Raw genomic sequence first — 19181 nt, forward strand, 5'->3', positions numbered from 1 at the left:
GCCGACCTGGCCTGGCGACGCCGCCGGGAGCGGGGGAGCGCGGCGTGCGGGGGAGTGCGCGCGGGCAGGTGGCGGAGTCGGTCGGGCGCAGGCAGCGGGGTGAGGATGGGCGTGAGGGAGGCGTGAGGGAAGCGTGGACAGGCGGCAGACCCCGCATCCGGTTCGCGCCGCGCCGACCTGTCACGGTGGGTCGTGGGGACGCAGCCGGGATAGAATGCCGGGTCGACGGCGGGGCGAAGGAGCTGGGGTGAGGACAGCACACGGTGTGGCGACACTCGATCCGGTCGATCTCGGGGACCACGTCTGCTGGATAGTCGAGCCGGGTGAGGACACGAGCGGCCCGGCGCGGTCGTTCGTGGCCGACGCCGAGCTGTTCGGTGACATGGTGCTGGTGCTCGGTGACGCGGAGGAGGCCCAACGCGGCCCGGCGTCCTGGGAGTCACTCCTCAGCGAGGTCAGCCGGGGCACCGAACGTGCCGACCGTGAGGGTTTCCGTGCCCTGCGCGTGCTGGCGGACCTCACCCGTCTGGCCGCCGCCGACGTCCGCCCCGAGACACTGGCCCGGCACGAGCTCAGGCTGGATGCCCTGGCTGCCGACCGCGGCGCGATCCTCGTGTGCTTGTACGCCCGCGCGGCGCTGACATCCGACCTCGTCGACCAGGCGGCCGGAATACATCCGCACCATCTGGGCAGGGGACCGATCGCTCCGGCGTTCAGGCTCTTCAACGCGTCGCAGGACCGCTGGAGCGTCAGCGGTGTTGTCGACAGCGAGGGCGCCGAGTCCTTCCGTACCGCACTCGGCGAGCTCCTGACGCTGGCTCCGGTGCTGCACCTGGAATGCGGGGATCTGGAATTCATGGACAGTGCCGGGCTGACCGTCCTGGCGCGGGCCGCCAGAGGCCTGCCGAACCGCAGGATCGAGCTCCATCACGCCAATGCGACGCTCCGCCGCAGCTGGTCGCTGCTCGGGTTCGAGAGCCCCGAGATCCCCGTGGAGCTGAAGCAGTGAACCGCTCCGACAACGGGTCCGTCTCCGCCCCCGCCCCTTCCGCGGAGACGGGACTGCGCCACGTCCTGTTCCCCTACTCGGACGAGGAACACTTCGTGAGCGGGTCGCTCTCGTTCGTGGAGCACGCCCTGGGTGCGGGCGAGGCGGTCGTGGTCGCCGTCTCGGCCCAGAGGGAACAGCTGATGCGCGACGCGCTGGCCGGCAAGGGCACCTCGGACCGCGTGTCCTTCCTGGACACCGGCGAGTTGGGCAGCAACCCGGGCCGTCTGATCCCCGCATGGCAGGCATGGATCGGAAAGGTCGCCCAAGCGGGCCGGCCGGTCCGCGCCATCAGTGAGAACCGGTGGGCCGACCGCACCACGGCGGAGACCGCCGAACTGCGCTACCACGAGTACCTGCTCAACCGGGCGTTCGCCGAATCCCCGGTCTGGTGGCTGCTCTGCCCCTTCGACACCGCTTCCGTACCGGACGGCACCCTGGAGGCGCTGGGGCGCTGCCACCCTCTGGTCCTCGGGTCGGACGGTCCGGTACCGGCCGCCGACTACGTCGAGGGGCCCTACGCCTTCGAGGTCCTGGGTGACCCCTGCGACCCGGACGAGGAACTGGTCTTCGCGGCCGGGGCGCTCGCCTCCGTTCGCGAGCGGGTCACCGCCTGCGCGACACGTCACGGATTCACGGGCGACCGACTGCGGGACCTGCTGCTCGCCGCCACCGAGGTCGCCGGCAACAGCATCAAGTACGCGGGCGGCGGGGCCCTGCGCACCTGGGCGGAGGACGGCCGGATGGTCTGCGAGTTCCGTGACGGCGGGTACATCGAGGACCCGCTGGCCGGTCGGATCAGGCCAACGATGGACCAGGTCGGCGGCCGGGGCCTCTGGCTCGTCCAGCAGATGTGCGACCTCGTGCAGATCCGTACCGACGCGAAGAGCGGCACCGTCGTCCGCCTCACGATGAGTGCCGACGGCGGCTGAGGTCGCACCACCCCCCTGCTGCGCCGACCCCTGCTGCGCCGCGGATCACCGCGGTGCGCGCCCGTCGGCCGCCGAACCCCTCCCGCCGACTCTGCCCGCGACACGGAGGCACGGGCCCTTTGATGTCGCCGGACACTGACCCACACTTGGGGGCGCCGGTTCCGCCGGCCCGCAGCTTTCGGAGTCCGGCGGTCCGCGCACGTCGAGCACGTGCCACCGGCTCCGTCCCAGGGACACCGACGCTCACCACCGGCAGCACGGGAAGAAGGAGAAATCGGCATGGCGATTCAGCGGATGGACAACGTCGGCATCGTCGTGGAGGACATGGACGCCGCCATCGCGTTCTTCGTGGAACTCGGAATGGAACTGGAGGGCAGGGGGGAGGTCGAGGGACTCTTCGCCGACCGGTGCACCGGACTCGACGGCGTGCGCTGTGACATCGCGATGATCCGGACCCCGGACGGTCACAGTCGGCTCGAACTGGCGAAGTACCGCAGCCCCGCGGTGATCGCTGCCGGGCCGCGCAACCGGCCGCACAACATTCCGGGCACGCACCGCGTCATGTTCGCCGTCGACGACATCGAGGACACCGTCGCCCGCCTGCGCCCGCACGGCGCCGAACTCGTCGGCGAGATTGCCCGGTTCGAGGACAGCTACCTGCTCTGCTACCTCCGCGGTCCGGAGGGCATCATCGTCGGACTCGCCGAACAACTGCACTGAGACGGAGGAACCGGACCGTCCGGCCGGACCACTGTCGCCGAGCAGCCTCTGCGGCGCGGCCGAGGCGCTACCGTAGGAACCACAGGGCCCGGTGAGGGTCCCGCGGTCCGCGGGGGGAACGTGAGCACGCAATCCACCGCACACAGCGGCACGGACCACGAGGCCGCGCTGAAGTACGCCGTGCAGTTCGTCGACCACCATCGTGCCCAGGTCATCGAGGGACGGATCGTCGTGGTGTCACCGCTGTGGGGCCACGACAGGGTCGCGGCCCGGATCCGCAACCAGGTCGACGCCAGGGCCGGGGAACTCGGCTGCACGACCGCCCCACGCGGCCTCGACCTGCCGGGCTCCCCGAACTGGTACCTGCCCGACCTCGCCGTCACCCCACGGTCCCGCCCCGCCGACGCGACCCCCACCCCCGAGCGGACCCTCCTGATCGTCGAGATCACCTGCGAGTCCACCAGGCACACCGACCGCGTCACCAAACGCGACCGCTACGCCGAGTACGGCGCTCCGGTGTACCTGCTCGCGGACCGCCACAGCCGTGAGTGCACCGTGTTCTCCGAGCCCCGCGGCCCCGCGTACACCGTCGTGGAGGGCCCGCACCGCTTCGGCACCCCGGTGCACCTGCCGGACCCCTTCGATCTGCTCCTGAACACCGAGGACTTCTGACCGTCCGGGCCGGCGCACCGCAGCCGGGCGGGGTGTGGCCGGTCGGCATCGGGGCAGTCGACGACGTACCGCGCAGCCGGCCACCCCCGGCGCGGACCCGCAACCGACCGCACCCGAAGGCGAGCCCCTTGAACAGCACCCCCACTCCGGACACGCCTGATTCGGACATACCCACCCCCGACCCGGACCGCCGCGGCGGCCCGGGACGTGACGAAACGGCCCAGGAACAGGCGGACCGGCGCTGGAACGAGATGCTCCAGGAAGTACGCGTGGCCCAGACGGGCGCACAGGTCCTCTTCGGCTTCCTGCTCAGCGTCGCGTTCACACCCCGGTTCGCGAGCCTCGACGACTTCGACGCCCATCTCTACGTCGCCACGGTCGTCCTGGGCGCCTGCGCCACCGGCACCCTCATCGCACCCGTCTCGTTCCACCGCTTCCTCGCCGGTCACGGCCTCAAGCCCGCCCTCATCCGTATCGCCTCCCGGATGGTGAGCCTCGGCCTGACCCTCCTCGCCGCCACCATCGGCTGCGCCCTCCTCCTCCTGCTGCGGACCGCCACCGGAGACCCGGCGCTCTCGGGGGCTCTGACCGCCGTGGTCCTCGCCTGGTTCACCGCCTCCTGGCTGCTCCTGCCCCAGGCAGTGCTGTACCGGGCCGAACGGGGCCGGGGCCGACCTTGATCCCGGCCCCCGCCGCGTTGCCGCGCTGCTGCGCCGACCGTGCCGCTCCGCCCCGGCCCCCGCCGCCTGATGCCGGGAGCCCCGGTCAGGAGCCCGGCAGCGTCCACTGCTGTCCGGTGCCGCCGCAGTCCTGGAGCACCAGCTGCGTACCGTCCCCGGTGGCCCCGCCCGGTACCGTCAGGCACCGGCCGGACTGCGGGTTCACCAGTGTCCGGCCTCCACCGGTGGGGACCCACTGCTGGGCACCGGAGGCGTTGCAGGTGTAGAGCTGCACCGGTGTGCCGTTCGCGGTGCCGCCGGCCGCCGCGTCGACGCACCGGCCGAAGACGCGCAGCGTGCCGTCCCCGGGCACGGTCACCTGCTGGGCCCCACTGCCGTTGCACGACCAGAGCTGGATACGGGTGCCGTTCGCCGTGCCGGAGGAGTTGTCGTCGAGGCACTTCCCCGCGGCGCCGGACGCGACCGGACCGGTGGACACCTGCGGCAGCGTCCACCTCTGGGCCGCCGCGCCGCTGCAGTCCTGGATGACCAACTGCGCGAACGGGTCGCCCTGGTCGGGGCTGGCCAGGCATCGCCCGGAGGCGGGATTCCGCAGTCCGCCGCCGGGGTCGGACACCCACTGCTGCGCGTTGCCCCGGTTGCAGTCCCACAGTTGGACCCGGGTGCCGGCGGCGGGCCCGCCGCCGCTGACGTCCAGGCACTTGCCGAACACCGTGATCGTGCCGTCCCCGGCGAGCCGCCAGCGCTGGGCACCGCTGCCGTTGCACTCCCAGGCCTGCACCTTCGCGCCGGAATCGGTGCGGCTGTTGTCGACGTCCAGGCAGCGTCCGGCGATGCCGGAGGCGACGGCGCCGGTCGGCCCGGTCTGGGTGACGGGCGGCTGCGCGCCGCCGTTGCCCGGGTAGGAGGGCGGTGCGGAGGACGGACCGCTCGCCCAGGCGGTGTTGGGCGCGGTGCCGAGGACGAACGAGAGCGTTCCGCCGCCGGTCACGAACGAGGGCGGGAGGTAGGCGTTGTTCCACGCCTTCCCGTCGAGGGTGGCGCTCTGCACGTACGGCGCGTTGCCCGCCGCCTGCGGGGCGGTGATCCTGATCGTGCCGCCCGAGCCGAGCGCGATCGAGACCTCCGTGAACAGCGGGCTGCCGAGGGCGAGATCGGCGGTGCCCGGGGTCTCCGGGTACATGCCGAGGGCCGACCAGACGTACCAGGCGCTCATCGTGCCGAGGTCGTCGTTGCCGACGCCCCATCGGGCCGGGTCGTTGGGCCAGAGCTGGTCCTGCACCTGCCGGACGACCTTCTGGGTCTTCCACGGCTGGCCGATGTAGTCGTACTCCCAGGGGAGTTCGACGGAGGGCTCGTTGCCGAGGTCGGCGTGCGTCCCGCCAGCCCCGTGCAGGTCGGCGAGGACGCTGTCGAGGTAGGCGGCCATCTTCGCGTTGCCGCCCATCGCGTCGGCCAGGCCGCGCACGTTGTGCGGCACCGCCCCGGTGTACTGCCAGGACGTGCCTTCGACGAACTGGTCGCTGCTCGCCGGGTCGAAACCGGGGCGCCACGATCCGTCGGCGAGCCGGGGCTGCATGAAGCCCGTCGCCGGGTTGAAGGCGTTGCGCCAGTTCTGCGCGCGGTTGGCGAACCGGTCGCGGTTGGCGGAGTCGCCGAGCGCCCCGGCGAACGCGGAGACCGCGAAGTCCTGTGCGCTGTACTCCAGCAGGGTCGCCACGGAGCCGTAGAAGTTGGGCGGGTAGGCGCCGTCCGACGGCAGGTAGCCGTAGTTCGACAGGTAGTCCAGGCCCAGCCGGATGCCGTTGCGGGTCGTGGACTGCGCCACCATCGCCGACTTGGCCGCCGCGGTGTCGAAGTTCCGTGCGCCGAAGGCGTGGTAGGCCGCGATGATCGCCACGGCCGGGTCGCCGTTCATGACGTCCGTCTCGTACTCGTTCAGCGACCACTTGGGCAGGAAGCCGCCCTGCGCGTAGTCATTGACGAGCGACTGCGCGCTGTCACCGGCCTGTTGCGGCGCGACGAGCGCCTCCAGCTGCGCCTGCGTGCGGTAGATGTCCCAGCCCGAGTACGTGGCGTACTGGGCCTGCTGGCCGCCGGCGACGGTGTGCACCCGGTGGTCGAAGCCGCGGTACCGGCCGTCGGTGTCGCTGACGACGTTGGGATGCAGCAGCGACCGGTACAGCGAGGTGTAGAAGACGCGCTGCTGGTCGGAGGTGCCGCCGGTCACGGCGATCCGGCCGAGCAGGGAGTTCCACGCCGTGCGGGCGGCCTGCCGGGTCGCGGCGAAGTCCCAGTTCGGGTTCTCCGCCGCGCGGTTGGAGACGGCCCCGGCCTCCGACACGTACGAGAGGCCGACCTTGGCCTGCACGACGCGGTTCCCGGTGGTGTCGAAGGTGACCGCGTTGCCGCCACCGAAGACACCGGTCGAAGCGAACGGTCGGTCGAAGACCATGTCGAAGTAGACGGTGTAGGTCGGGTGGGACGCGCAGAAGTGGCCGGTCGTCACCGAGCCGCTGACCTCGGTGCCGCTCACCCGGGTGAAGCGCAGGTCGGTCGCGTTGCCCGCGCCCAGCTTGAAGAGCAGGTTCGCCCGGTCGGTGGCGGGGAAGGTGAAGCGCGCCATGCCGGAGCGGGTCGTGGCGGTGAGCTCGGTCGTGACGCCGTTGCCGAGGCGGACCTGGTAGGCACCGGCACTCGCGGACTCGTCGGCGTGGGCGAACGGCACGGTGGCGGCGCCGTCGACGGCGCCGACGGTGGGCAGGACGGGGATGTCGTTGGTGGCGCCGCAGCCCGGCCCGGAGAGGTGGTTGAGGCTGAAGCCGGTGACAACGTTGTCCGAATAGGCATAGCCACCCCCGGGCGGCTTCGACGGCGTGTCCGGGCTCCACTGCACCATGCCGAAGGGCGCGTCGGCTCCCGGGAAGACGTTGCCCTCGTGGGAGGTGCCGAGCAGGGGATTGACCAGGCCGGCGGGGTCGGCGACGGCCACGGCGGCCGCGGGCGGGGAGGCGTGGGCGGTGGGTGGCGCGGCGAACCCCAGGAGTGCGAGGCCGAGCGCGAGCGGCAGGCGCCATCGTGTCATCGTTGCGGCTCCAGAATCGGACGGGTGGGTCGTCGGTGGACGGGTGAGTCGTCGCCGGGTTGACGGGGTGTCGGCTAGCAAAGGGCTGATGACGGATGCTTGTCAATCCTGCCGTCGTGGTCGCCGCGTCTGCGGAGGGCGGTTGCTAGGAAGCCTGCCGGGCAAGGCCGGTGGCCGTCCGGGGCATCGGCGCAGCTGAGACGCCCGGCTGTCGCGAGAGCGCTCTCCCGTGCGGCGCGCGCAGGTCCGACCCCAAGGGCGTGGTCGTTCGGGCCCCGGGCGGCGTTGCCGGGTGGCCGTCGTCGCCACTCTTGACGTGTCCGGGACTCCTCACTACCGTGGGAGAGCGCTCTCTGAAGGGCGGAATCCGCTGATGCCGCGTCAACAAGGACTCGTGCGGGGGTGATTGACAACGATGTCGGGGAGGCCTCTCGTGCCCGATCGCCTGATGCCCACCCTGTCGGGCCGCCCGTCACGTGACCCGAACGCACAGAGGCGGACCACCCGGACGCCCGTGTGACGCCCGTGTGACGCGCGCCGCGGGCCGACGCCCCGGTGATCAACGGCCGGCACCACCCACCCTCGCCACCACCGGCTGAGCCCTGTACACCGGCGCCGATCGGTCTGCCGGCCGGTCGGCCGGCCGATACCGGTCGGCGCCGGCGCGGACCGGTGCACGCCGCCGACGGCGACTTCGTCCGGCACTCATTCCTGCCTGAGGAGAACCACGTGTTTCCAGTGCTGCAACGGGCGCGTTCGGGAGCGTTCAGGAGGGGCTGCGCGGCGGCCGCCTTCACCCTGCTGACCTCCCTGTTCGTCACGGGCCAGGCCCAGCGGCCCACGCCGCCGCCTTCGTGCCGAAGACACCACCGCTGACGACGCCGTGGACGGGCCAGGTGCCCGTCGACAACCCGCTGCCGCTGCTGACCCGCCCGGACTGGCGGAACCTCAACGGCGTGTGGGATTTCCAGCAGACGGCCGCCGGCGCCGGGCAGCCCGGCAGTTACGGCGAGGCCGTTCGCGTCCCCTACCCGGTGGAGTCGGCGCTGTCGGGCATCATGCGGCACCCCACCGCCAACGACCGGATCTGGTACCGCCGGACCTTCACGATCCCGGCGGACTGGGCCGGTCGCGGCGTCCAGCTGAACTTCGGCGCGGTGGACTTCTCCAGCACCGTGTGGGTCAACGGGATCCAGGTCGGGACCCACACCGGCGGTTACGACGCCTTCGGCTTCGACATCACCCCGGCCCTCGTCGCCGGCGGCACGAACACCGTCGTGGCCGGAGTCTACGACGCGACCGACGTCCCCCAGCCGCGCGGCAAGCAGACCCACGACCCGGGCGGCATCGAGTACACCGCGACCAGCGGCATCTGGCAGACGGTGTGGCTGGAGCCCACCCCCACCGCCCACCTCACCCGGCTCGACACGACCCCCGACCTGCCGTCCGGCACCCTGCGGATCGTCCCGCGGGCGGTCAACGCGGCCGGCCGGTCGGTCAGGGTCACCGTCTCGACCGGCGGCACGGTCGCCGGCACCGCCACCGGCGCGGTGGGATCGACGATCGCCGTCCCGGTGCCCGGTGCCCGCCTGTGGACCCCCGACGACCCCTTCCTCTACGACGTCAGGGTCGACCTGCTGGACGGCGGTGCCGTGGTGGACTCGGTCGGGTCCTACGCGGGCATGCGGTCGATCTCCATCGGCACGGTCAACGGCACCGTGCGCACCCTGCTCAACGGCAAGCCCGTCTTCATGAACGGCACGCTGGACCAGGGGTACTGGCCGGACGGCAACATGACCGCCCCCACCGACGAGGCGCTGCGCTGGGGCCTGCAGACCGAGAAGGCCATGGGCTTCAACACCGTGCGCAAGCACATCAAGGTCGAACCCATGCGCTGGTACTACTGGGCGGACCGGCTCGGCATGCTGGTGTGGCAGGACATGCCGTCCGGTGACTCCGACAGCACCGGGCGCCAGCTGCACGAGGCCGGGCTGCGAGCCATGATCGACCAGCTGCGCAGCGCCCCCTCGATCGTCATGTGGGTGGTCTTCAACGAGGGCTGGGGCCAGTACGACTCGGCCGGACAGGCGAGCCTCGACCCGAGCCGGCTGGTCGGCAACAACTCCGGCGGCAACGGCCAGTGCTGCGGCACCGACGGCGGCAACGGCGACGTCAGCGACAACCACATCTACGAAGGCCCCGGCGACACACTGCCGCCGCCCGCCACCCGTGCCGCCGTCCTCGGCGAGTACGGCGGCATCGGCAAGCGGGTCCGGGACCACACCTGGCAGCCGGTCGCGGCGTCGGACACCAACGACGTGACCGCCGAGTACGAGAGGATCGCCGCGCTGGTCAAGCAGCGGAAGGACGACTACGGCCTGTCCGCCGCGATCTACACCCAGCCCACCGACGTCGAGATGGAACTCAACGGGCTCTACACCTACAACCGCCGGGTGGCGAAGGTCGACACCGCCCGCATGAAGGCCGCCAACGACAAGATCGTCACCGGCGTGGGAACCTTCCCGCCGATCGGGGCCACGATCAGCGGTCCGGGCGGCAAATGCGTGGACGTCGCCGCCGACGACACCGGGGGCAACGGTGCGAAGGTGCAGCTGTGGGACTGCCAGAGCGGCGCCCGCGACCAGCACTACACCGCGGTCGGCGGCGCCCTGCGCACGCTCGGACACTGCCTGGACGTCACCGGTGCCGACCCCGCCCTCGGCACCCCCGTCCAGCTCTGGGACTGCAACGGCACCTGGGGTCAGCAGTGGCTCCAGCAGGACGACGGCTCGCTGCGCAACCCGCAGTCCGGACGCTGCCTGGACTCCCCGAACGGCTCCACCGACAACGGAGCGGCCCTGCGCCTCTGAGACTGCAACGGCTCGCCGGCCCAGAGGTTCGCCCTGACCTGACGACCGTCCCCCGCCGGCGGGGGACGGTGCCCGGCCCGACCGGTGCATCCGCCGGGCCCCTGGTCGGCACGGCACGGCCGCCGCGGGACCCACCCCGCGACGGCCGTGCCGTCCCCACCCGATGGGGGATCCGTGACGGCCGAGTCCGGCTGCGGCGGCCTTGCCTCCTGGCCGGGCCGAGCTGAAAATCCATCAATTTCAGTTCAATATCGCCTATTTGCGCAAGCTGCATTCCTTGATACGGCCCCATCGACCTGAATTTCACTGCGGGTGGATCGGGGCGAGACCGTCACCCCGCCGACCAAGAGAGGAGCACCGTTGCCACGCGCTCGCATCATCCCCGCCGTAGCGGCCGTCGTGCTGACCGTCGCCGGGCTCATGGGTGTGTCCGCCACCCAGGCCTCGGCCACCACGCCGCCCACCCCGTACATGTGCCCGTCCTTCCTCACCGACGGTGCGCACGGCCTCTATGGCTGGGCCTACGGTCAGGGCTGGCTGGTCTGCAACTACGGCGGTACCCCGGTCGCGCCGCTGACCTGCCGTTACAACGCGTTCAGCGGTGACGCCTGGTTCAGCGCGCCGAACCCCGAGTACTGCCCCACCCGCGCGGTACCCACCTCCGCCTGAACCGGGCGGCAGAGACGCAGGCGCCGGGCCTGCGCACCTGGCGACCATGCGGCAAGGCGCTGATCGCCCGCGCGGCCTGCGCCTTGCCGGTATGCGCTGTGCGGACGGGGCGGGCTGGCGGCGAGAGGTCGGCAGCGCCGAGAGTCGGTGCGGCTGCTGGCCGCCGGCTCGTTCGCCGACTCCCCAGCGGGCCGGGTCGTTGGCCGGAGCCGGTCCTGCACCTGCCGGACGACAGCTCGAAGCCCCCGGCACCGGCCGACGGTGAGATTCCCCCGTCGGCGCAGCTCGACGGTCTCGGCCTTTAACCCGGCATCAACGAGTGGCGAGGACGCGGCTTCCTCTGCTCCAATGAGGTCCATGACTGGTAGCGCTTCCAGATTGACCGGCCTGGAACCGCTTCCACCAGTGGCGTCGCGGCGCGAGCGAGGCGCATGCAGACCCGCTGCGGCGTCGCGCGATCGACTCGACATGATCCCGCCCGGACCTATCACCGAGGGCATATGACCTGCAGATTCGTTCATTTCTCCACCGGCGGTCCGGTGTGAGCGGCAGGTTTCCACCTCCTGTCGCCTCGTCAGTACGAGCTCTTGTAGGTCGGTTGAGGCTCTGTTACTTTTTTGGAAGCGGTTCCATGTGTACCCCGCTCGCGGCGCGCCACCCATGCGCCGAGTCCCCCATCTCCGCAGTTCCGCTCGTGTCTCGCTGAACCCCTTCACCGCCCGCGTGTGCCGCACCGGCGCCTCATCCGTCGGCCGGCCTCACCGGTGGTGCACCGGTCACCGGGCCCGAGCGGTGCACTTCCCGGCACCACGGGCGTCCGCCCCGCGCATCTGTGCCGTCAGCGGACGTCGAGCCTGTCCCCCCGCCCGGGTTTCACGGCACAAGCTTCGGGTCACGGCCACCGACGCGTGACGTGTCGATCGATCCGGTCGATCGATGCCTCCGCACGCCTCGGTGCGTGGTGCGCCCCGGATGCGGCCTGCCGCATTCGCGCCCCAAGGAGGCCGAAATGCGATCCTCTACGACACGTCGCCGGTTCCGCGGCCATCGCTGGCTGCTCGCCCCGCTCGCCGCCCTCACGCTGGTCTTCAACCCGATGGTCAGCCCCGCCGCGCACGCCGCCATCGGCGGCAGCTTCGTCGACAACTTCGACTCCTTCGACACCGGCCGCTGGCACAAGGCTGACGGCTGGACCAACGGAGGCATGTTCAACGTCGGCTGGCGTGCCGACCACGTCTGGTTCAACGGCGGCGTCATGGGCGAGAACCTCGACACCGCGACCTGCTTCGCCGGCTGCTCGGGCAAGCCCTACGCGTCCGGCGAGTACCGCTCGAACGACCTGTTCACCTACGGCCGCTTCGAGGCGCGGCTCCAGGCGGTCAAGCGCCAGGGCACCGTCACCGGGTTCTTCACCTACACCGGGCCGAGCGACAACCAGCCCTGGGACGAACTCGACGTCGAGATCCTCGGCAAGAACACTACGCAGATGCAGACCAACTACTTCACCAACGGCGCCGGAGGACACGAGACCGTCATCAACCTCGGGTTCGACGCCTCCACCGGCTACCACGACTACGTCATCGAGTGGTGGAACCAGGGCACCGTCAACTGGCTGGTGGACGGCAAGCTCGTCCACCAGGAGAACGGCTCGCGCGGCGCACTCCCTACCCACCCGATGCGCATCATGGCCAACCTCTGGCCGGGTACCGGGGTCGACGGCTGGCTCGGCGCCTTCAGCTACCCCGGCACTCCGCTGACCGCCCGCTACGACTGGATGAAGTACACCAAGTACTGACTCCGGTGAACCGGGCAGGCCGGCGCGGGGCGTGGTGCCCTGCGCCGGCCTCTCGGCCGGCCGTCCGCGAAGCGGCGAGCACAGCTCGGCCCGGTCGTCGGTCGCCTCCGGCGGGACGCCGTGGCCGCTCTGGTGGGGAGCCCGGAGGGCCGGCCCGCGGGCCGGCCCTCAGCGGGATCCGTGGGTCGCGGTCGCCGCCGGGAGTGTCGGGGCCGGGGCGGACTCGCGGACGGTCAGCCGGGTCGGCAGGATCAGCGGGCTCGGGTCCTTGCCGTCGATCGCGCCGACCAGCATCCTGGCCATCTCGTGGCCCAGCGCCCGCACCGGCTGGTACACCGTGGTCAGCGGCGGGCTGGTGAGCCGGGCGCTGGCCAGGTCGTTGAAGCCGATCACGGCCACGTCCTCGGGCACCCTGCGCCCCCGGCGGCGCAGCGTCTGCAGCGCGCCGATGGCCATGCCGTCGGAGGCGGTGAAGACCGCGTCCAACTGCGGGTGTGCGTCCAGCAGTTGCTCCATCGCCTCTGCGCCGCCCTCCTCGCGGAAGTCGCCGGAGGCCACGTCCAGCAGTGGAATGTCGGCCAGTATCAAGCCTTCGGCGAAGCCCTGCTCACGGGCCACCGACACTCGCTGGTCCACCTGGCCGGTGATCATCACCGGCCGCCGACGGCCGCTTCTCGCGAAGTGCTCGGCTGCCAGCCTGGCCCCGCCGCGGTTGTCGGCGTCCACGTACCAGCGGGGCTCGCCGGTCATCGGCAGGCCGCCGTAGACCACCGGGATGCCGGATGCCTCGCCCAGCTTGCCCAGCGGGTCGTCGCCGTGCAGCGCCATCAGCATGATGCCGTCCGCCCTCCGCGAGCGGACCATGTGCAGCAGGCGCTCCCGGCCGCGCGGGGTGTTGGCCAGCAGCAGGATCAGCTCCAGGTCGGACTGGTCCAGTGCGGCGCACACCCCCACGACGACCTCGGCGAAGAAGGGGTCGGCGAACAGTCCGGCCTCGTCGCTGGAGGCGGCCAGGACGACCGCGCCGACCTTGCGGGTTGCCAGCGCCCGCGCGGTCGGGTTGGGGACGTAGCCCAGCTCCCTGACGGCCCGCTCCACCGCCTCGCGCTTGGCCCGGCTGACGTTCGGACCGTTGTTGATCGCGCGCGAGGCGGCGGTACGCGATACGCCCGCACGTTCGGCCACTTCGTCGAGGGTCGGCATGCGCCTGGGCGGCGGCTCCATCGAAACACTTGCTCCTCGGCTTCACGTGGCGGCGGACACCGTGATGATCCCACGAGTCGGGCCGCCCGAGCCGTGGTCCACGGTGGTCGACGAGTCAGAGTTTCGGTGCAGGTCGGAGGGTTCCTCCGGTAGCGCGTCCGGTCGCCCGAGCCGCCGAGCCGCGGCACAGGCCGGAGGCGGTACAGCGGTACAGCGGTCCGGCCGGTGCGGTTCGGCCGGCGTGGCCTGGCCTGCGCGGACCGGCCGGTGGCCGGCAGGTGCAGGGCGGCGGGAGCTCGGCGGCCGGGCAGGGTGGTCGTGCGGACGGGATCCGTCAGGCCAGTCCGCCGCGGCGGATGGCCTCGGAGTACCAGCGGGCGCTGGTCTTGGGGGTGCGGACGAGGGTGTCGTAGTCGACGTGGACGAGGCCGAAGCGCTTCTCGTAGCCGTAGGCCCACTCGAAGTTGTCCATGAGTGACCAGCAGTAGTAGCCGCGGACGTCGGCGCCGGCGGTGATGGCGTCGGCGACGGCGCCGAGGTGGCCCTTGATGTAGGCGGTGCGCTCGGGGTCGTGGACGGTGCCGTCCTCGGAGACGGTGTCCTCGAAGGCGGCGCCGTTCTCGGTGACGAGCAGCGGGAGGCCGAATTCGCGGTGCAGGGCGATGAGGGAGTCGGACAGGCCGGTGGGGTCGATGGGCCAGTTCATCGCGGTGACCTCGCCGGGGGCGAGGTGGAAGGCGACGTCGTCGGCGCCGGGCCAGGGGGAGTGCGAGCTGTCGCCGTGTCCGTCGTGGCGGGGGAGGTTCTTGGCGTTCTCCGCGGAGGAGACCAGTGTGGGGTTGTAGTAGTTCAGGCCGAGGAGGTCGAGCGGGCGGGAGATCTCGGCGAGGTCGCCGGGCTGGACCAGGGTGTCCCAGTCGACGAGGTGCGCGGTGTCGGCGATCAGGTCGTCGTCGTAGCGGCCCTTGAAGATGGGGCTGGTCCAGACGCGGTTGCCGACCGCCTCGATGCGGCGGGCGGCGTCGAGGTCGTCGGGGTGCGAGCTGTGCGGGCGCACGGCGTGCAGGTTGAGGGAGACGGCGACCTGGGCGGTGGCGGGCAGGGCGGCGCGCAGGGCGCCGACGGCGAGGCCGTGGCCGAGGTTGAGGTGGTGCGCGGCGCGCAGGGAGTCGCCCGGGTCGGTGCGGCCGGGGGCGTGGACGCCGGAGGCGTAGCCGAGGTAGGCGCTGCACCAGGGCTCGTTGAGGGTGATCCAGGTGCCGATCCGGTCGCCGAGGGCCTCGGCGGCGATGGCGGCGTACTCGGCGAAGCGGTACGCGGTCTCGCGCTGCGGCCAGCCGCCGGCGTCCTCCAGTTCCTGGGGCAGGTCCCAGTGGTAGAGGGTCGCGGCCGGGGTGATGCCGTTGGCGAGGAGTTCGTCGGTCAGGGCGCGGTAGAAGTCCAGGCCGCGCTCGACCGCGGGGCCGCGGCCGGTGGGCTGGATCCTCGGCCAGGACAGCGAGAAGCGGTAGGAGGTCAGGCCGAGGTCGGCCATCATCCGCACGTCCTCGCGGAAGCGGTGGTAGTGGTCGACCGCGGTGTCGCCGGTGTCGCCGTTCGCGACCTTGCCCGGGGTGTGGCTGAAGGTGTCCCAGATCGACGGGGTGCGCCCGTCCTCGGCGTGCGCGCCCTCGATCTGGTAGGCGGCGGTGGCCGCGCCCCAGGCGAATCCCGGCGGGAAGGGGCGGCGCACGGTGCGGAGGTCGGGTGAGATCGTGGTCATGGCGGTGTTCTCCCGGGTGATGTGGTGAACGTGGGGCGGTGACGTGCGGGCCGGTCAGCCCTTCAGGGCGCCCTGGGTGATGCCGCCGACGATCTGGCGGCCGAAGATCGTGAAGATCAGGAGCAGGGGCAGGGTGCCGATGAGCGCGCCGGCGGTGATGACGGACCAGTCGGTGGACCAGCCGGTACCGAGGCCGGCGAGCGCGACCTGGACGGTGGGGTTGCTGGCGCCGTTCATCGCGATGATCGGCCACAGGAAGTCGTTCCAGGACTGGACGAAGGCGAGCATCCCCAGGACGGCCATGGCGGGCCTGGCGATCGGGACGACGACGTGCCAGACGACGCGCAGGGAGTTCGCGCCGTCGATCCGGGCCGCTTCGAGCAGTTCGGTGGGCAGGGCCTGGGTGAGGTACTGGCGCATGAAGAACACGCCGAAGGCGGTCACCAGGGTGGGCAGGATGAGGGCGCCGAGCTGGTTGCCGAGCCCCAGGTGCTTCATCAGGATGAAGAGCGGGACGACGCTGACCTGTGCGGGTACGGCCATGGTGGCGACGACGAGGGCGAGCATGAGGCCGCGGCCGCGGAAGCGGAGCTTGGCGAAGGCGAATCCGGCCAGGACGGAGAACGCGACGGTGCTGAGCGCGACGGTGCCGGCGACGAGGGTCGAGTTGAGCAGCGCGACGCCCATGCCGCGTGCCCCGGCGTTGTCCCACACGTAGGAGATGTTGTGGAACAGGTTCCCGCCGGGCAGGAGCGGAGGGGGCGTGGAGACCACTCGATGGCTGTCGGTCGATGCCGCGACGAGGGTCCAGTAGAGCGGGAACAGTGAGGCGAGGGCGATCAGGATCAGCGTCGCCAGGGCGAGCGGGCCGGCGTGGTGCTGGTCGCCCGCGCCCGGGGAGCGCAGGCGGCGGCGCCGGGGCGCCGGGCGGGGTGCCGTTCTCGTGGCCCGGGTGGCGTCGGCGCGGGTGGTGTCGGCGCGATGGGCGCCGGAACGGGCGGCGTCGGCGTCGTGGACGTCGGCACGGTGGGCGGGAGTCATGGTGGTGTCGTCCTTCCCGCTCACTGGGCGGAGCGCAGGCGGCGGGCGATCAGCGTGTTGGCCAGGCCGACCAGCAGGAGCAGGGCGAACATCAGCCAGGCGATGGCGGAGGCGCGGCCGAGCATGCTGTGGTGGAAGCCCTGGTCGTACATGAGGATGCCGAGGGTCTCGTACTGGTGGTCCGCGCCGCCCTGGTGGCCGCTCTGGCCGCCGAACAGGTAGGGCTCGCCAAAGAGTTGGGTCGCCCCGATGGAGGAGACGACGACGGTGAACAGGATGGTGGGGCGGAGTTCGGGGATCGTGACGTGACGGAACTGCTGCCAGCGGCTCGCACCGTCGATGGCGGCGGCCTCGTACAGCTCCCGGGGGATCGCCTGCATCGCGGCGAGGTAGATCAGGGCGTTGTAGCCGGTCCAGCGCCAGATGACGATCACGGAGACGGCGAACTGGGAGCTCCAGGCGCCGGCTTCCCAGTGGACGGGGCCGATGCCCACGAGGCCGAGCAGCCAGTTGGCCATGCCGCTCTCGGGGCTGAAGATCAGCGCGAAGACGAGGGTGGCTGCCGCCACGGAGGTCGCGTACGGCGCGAGCAGGGCCGTACGGAAGAAATCGCGGGCCGGGAGCCGGTAGTTGAGCAGGTGCGCGATGCCCAGCGCGATCAGCAGCTGCGGGACGGTGGACAGGACGCCGAGGGCGACCGTGTTGCGCAGCGCGTTCCAGAAGAAGTGGCTCGCCGGCCCGAACAGCAGGTCGCGGTAGTTCTGCAGGCCGACCCAGTCGGTCTGGTCCACGTTGTAGAGACTGACCTGGTGGAGGGAGAGCCAGCCGGTGTAGAGCAGCGGGAAGAGGCCGAAGGCGGCGAACACGATGAAGAAGGGCGCGACGAAGAGGTAGGGCGAGCCGGCGTGGTCCCAGCGGTGCAGCCGGCTGCGCGGGCGCGTCGGTCTTCCGGTGCGGGCCGGCGGGCCGGCGGGCGGGGGAGCGGCTGGTTCGCCTGGGTGGGTGCGGGTCGAGGTGGCCACAGGAGGTCCTCCGTGCCGTGTCGACGGCCGGTCGGGCCGTCGCGTCGTTGCGGGATCGGGCTTGGCTGCTTGGAGAGGGCCGCCGTACGGGCCGCGGGCGTGGTCGGGGCCGCCCCGCGGCCCGTACGGCGCGCGGGTGCGGTTACTGGATGCTGCTCTCGATCTGCTTGAGAGTGGCGGCCCACGCCTCGTCGGAGGTCTTGTGGTTCTGCTCCATCAGCAGCACGCCGTTGCTGAAGGCCCCGTGCAGGTCACCGTGGTGCGGGCCGGTCTCGGCCGGCTTGATGGCCTTGGCCGCGGCGGAGAAGATCTGCCCGGTGGGGGCCTTCGGGCCGATGTAGGGGTTGGTGAAGTCCGTGACGTCCGGAAGCGTGTAGGCCTTCTGGTTGGCGGGGATGTTGCCGACCTTCTGGAAGACCCGGGCCTGCTGCTCGGGAGCGGTGAGCCAGACGACCAGGGCCTGCGCCTGGGTGACGTGCTTGCCGGAGGCGGGCACCGCGAGGAAGGAGCCGCCCCAGTTGCCGGCGGCGGGGGCCTGGGCGATGTTCCACTTGCCGGCGTTGCCGGGGCCGGAGAACTTCTCGATGTTGGCCTGCTGCCAGGAGGGGCACACGGTGGTGGCGAACGTCGAGTTGGAGAAGGCGGTCTGCCAGGGGGTGTCGAACTCCTTGAGCCCCTGGGTGATGCCGGCCTGGACCGCGTCGGTGGCCAGCTTCCAGCCCTGCCGGACACCGGCGGAGTCCTTGTAGGCGGCCTTGCCGTCCCGGTAGTACTGCTCGGGGCTGGAGGAGACCGCGCCGTTGTACAGGCCGGTGGCGGTGTCCATGAAGTAGGTGCCCCGGGGGGCCTTGGCCTGGAACTGGCGGCCGACCTGGACGTACTTGGCCCAGTCGCCGGCCCACAGGGCGCTGACGGCGGCGGGGTCGGCGGGCAGGCCGGCGGCCTGGAAGAGGTCCTGGCGGTAGCAGATCGCCATCGGGCCGACGTCCGTGCCCAGACCGATGGTCTTGCCCTGGGCGGTGGTGGCCTGCTTCCACTTCCAGGGCAGGTAGGCGCCCTCGTCGACGCCCGGGGCCTTGGACAGGTCGCTGAACGCGCCGTTGAGCTGGTCGGAGGTGGCCAGCGCGATCCGGGTCACCTCCAGCGCCTGGACGTCGTCGAGCCCGCCGCCCGACAGGCGGGTCTGCAGGGCGGTCCAGTAGTCGCCCTCCTGCGTGGTGGTGTTCTCGACGATCGTGATGTTCGGGTGGGCCTTCATGTACTCGTCGAAGAGCCCGGCCTCCTTGTAGCCGAACGTTCCGAAGTCGCCCACGCTGAGGGTGATCTTCGCGTTGGGGTCGTCCGAGGCCGACCCGCCGGAGGAGGAGCATCCGGTGGCCAGGACCGCGGTGACGACGGCGGCCGACACGAGGGCGGCGGTTCTGCGGGGACGGCTGTGCAGAGGCATGGGTTCTCCAGAAGTGGGTGGGGGCGGTGCGCGGGAGGTGGATCGCGGGCCTGCGGTGCGGGGCGCGGGGCCGCGGGCGATCGCGGAAGGTCCTGGGACGCCGGCGACTGGGCCGGAGAGCCGGAGGGCCGGAGCGCCGAATATGGAAGCGCTTCCAGTCGAGACCAAGCCTTGCAGCCTCGAACGGGGGCCGTCAAGGTCTCGTTTCCCCAGGAAGTCGGCCCTTCCCGCCCGG

The 19181-nt window shown here is 71.6% G+C and carries 14 protein-coding genes; 8 read left to right on the plus strand and 6 right to left on the minus strand.

The genetic code is table 11. The features are described 5' to 3' along the window. The first annotated feature begins 265 nt into the window (after nt 1–265). The 5 genes from OG335_RS34325 to OG335_RS34345 all read left to right on the plus strand — a co-directional run bounded on the left by OG335_RS34325 (nt 266) and on the right by OG335_RS34345 (nt 4052). A complete protein-coding gene (locus OG335_RS34325) occupies nt 266–1009 on the plus strand; it encodes an MEDS domain-containing protein (protein ID WP_405015049.1) in 744 nt (247 codons plus the stop codon). Beyond that, nucleotides 1006–1980, plus strand: a complete 975-nt coding sequence (locus tag OG335_RS34330; RefSeq protein ID WP_405015050.1) for an anti-sigma factor RsbA family regulatory protein — start codon at nt 1006–1008, stop codon at nt 1978–1980. The genes OG335_RS34325 and OG335_RS34330 overlap by 4 nt, the downstream gene beginning before the upstream one ends. 279 nt (nt 1981–2259) lie before the next feature. Beyond that, entirely contained in the window at nt 2260–2700 is a 441-nt protein-coding gene (locus OG335_RS34335) for a VOC family protein (RefSeq protein WP_405015051.1), read from the plus strand. 120 nt (nt 2701–2820) lie between these two features. After that, on the plus strand, nt 2821–3372 hold the full coding sequence (locus OG335_RS34340; protein ID WP_405015052.1) for a Uma2 family endonuclease: 552 nt from the start codon (nt 2821–2823) through the stop codon (nt 3370–3372). 128 nt (nt 3373–3500) lie between these two features. Beyond that, a complete protein-coding gene (locus OG335_RS34345; RefSeq protein WP_405015053.1) occupies nt 3501–4052 on the plus strand; it encodes a DUF6328 family protein in 552 nt (183 codons plus the stop codon). A gap of 85 nt (nt 4053–4137) precedes the next feature. Here the strand turns inward: OG335_RS34345 and OG335_RS34350 are convergent, their stop codons facing one another. Beyond that, complete coding sequence (locus tag OG335_RS34350) at nt 4138–7137, minus strand: lectin (RefSeq protein ID WP_405015054.1); 3000 nt, start codon at nt 7135–7137, stop codon at nt 4138–4140. Between the two features lie 854 nt (nt 7138–7991). On the opposite strand from OG335_RS34350, the gene OG335_RS34355 reads away from it, so the two are divergent. The 3 genes from OG335_RS34355 to OG335_RS34365 all read left to right on the plus strand — a co-directional run bounded on the left by OG335_RS34355 (nt 7992) and on the right by OG335_RS34365 (nt 12471). Beyond that, nucleotides 7992–10007: a ricin-type beta-trefoil lectin domain protein gene (locus OG335_RS34355; protein WP_405015055.1), complete on the plus strand. Its 2016-nt coding sequence runs from the start codon at nt 7992–7994 to the stop codon at nt 10005–10007. Nucleotides 10008–10367: 360 nt separating this feature from the next. After that, the gene (locus tag OG335_RS34360; protein WP_405015056.1) at nt 10368–10676 is read left to right on the plus strand and encodes a hypothetical protein; all 309 of its coding nucleotides are present in this window, start codon (nt 10368–10370) and stop codon (nt 10674–10676) included. A 1009-nt stretch (nt 10677–11685) separates the two neighbouring features. Then, nucleotides 11686–12471 carry a glycoside hydrolase family 16 protein gene (locus OG335_RS34365; RefSeq protein ID WP_405015057.1) on the plus strand — a complete coding sequence of 262 codons (786 nt, stop codon included), beginning with the start codon at nt 11686–11688 and terminating at the stop codon, nt 12469–12471. Nucleotides 12472–12639: 168 nt separating this feature from the next. On the opposite strand, the gene OG335_RS34370 is transcribed toward OG335_RS34365, so the two are convergent. The 5 genes from OG335_RS34370 to OG335_RS34390 all read right to left on the minus strand — a co-directional run bounded on the left by OG335_RS34370 (nt 12640) and on the right by OG335_RS34390 (nt 18946). Next, the gene (locus OG335_RS34370) at nt 12640–13695 is read right to left on the minus strand and encodes a LacI family DNA-binding transcriptional regulator (RefSeq protein WP_405015058.1); all 1056 of its coding nucleotides are present in this window, start codon (nt 13693–13695) and stop codon (nt 12640–12642) included. A 313-nt stretch (nt 13696–14008) separates the two neighbouring features. Next, nucleotides 14009–15436, minus strand: a complete 1428-nt coding sequence (locus tag OG335_RS34375; RefSeq protein WP_405015059.1) for a GH1 family beta-glucosidase — start codon at nt 15434–15436, stop codon at nt 14009–14011. Between the two features lie 54 nt (nt 15437–15490). Continuing rightward, nucleotides 15491–16501, minus strand: coding sequence for a carbohydrate ABC transporter permease (locus OG335_RS34380; RefSeq protein ID WP_405015060.1), 1011 nt, complete (start codon nt 16499–16501; stop codon nt 15491–15493). After that, nucleotides 16498–17499: a carbohydrate ABC transporter permease gene (locus OG335_RS34385; protein ID WP_405015061.1), complete on the minus strand. Its 1002-nt coding sequence runs from the start codon at nt 17497–17499 to the stop codon at nt 16498–16500. The genes OG335_RS34380 and OG335_RS34385 overlap by 4 nt, the downstream gene beginning before the upstream one ends. A gap of 142 nt (nt 17500–17641) precedes the next feature. Beyond that, nucleotides 17642–18946, minus strand: coding sequence for an extracellular solute-binding protein (locus tag OG335_RS34390; RefSeq protein ID WP_405015062.1), 1305 nt, complete (start codon nt 18944–18946; stop codon nt 17642–17644). Nucleotides 18947–19181: the final 235 nt, after the last annotated feature.

The organism is Kitasatospora sp. NBC_01539, from assembly GCF_045040525.1.
Classification (GTDB): domain Bacteria; phylum Actinomycetota; class Actinomycetes; order Streptomycetales; family Streptomycetaceae; genus Kitasatospora.

Excerpts from the sequence above, each read along its gene's own strand:
- OG335_RS34335 (WP_405015051.1), top strand. The coding sequence starts at position 2,260 with ATGGCGATTCAGCGGATGGACAACGTCGGCATCGTCGTGGAGGACATG.
- OG335_RS34350 (WP_405015054.1), bottom strand. The coding sequence starts at position 7,137 with ATGACACGATGGCGCCTGCCGCTCGCGCTCGGCCTCGCACTCCTGGGG.
- OG335_RS34365 (WP_405015057.1), top strand. The coding sequence starts at position 11,686 with ATGCGATCCTCTACGACACGTCGCCGGTTCCGCGGCCATCGCTGGCTG.
- OG335_RS34370 (WP_405015058.1), bottom strand. The coding sequence starts at position 13,695 with ATGGAGCCGCCGCCCAGGCGCATGCCGACCCTCGACGAAGTGGCCGAA.
- OG335_RS34375 (WP_405015059.1), bottom strand. The coding sequence starts at position 15,436 with ATGACCACGATCTCACCCGACCTCCGCACCGTGCGCCGCCCCTTCCCG.
- OG335_RS34390 (WP_405015062.1), bottom strand. The coding sequence starts at position 18,946 with ATGCCTCTGCACAGCCGTCCCCGCAGAACCGCCGCCCTCGTGTCGGCC.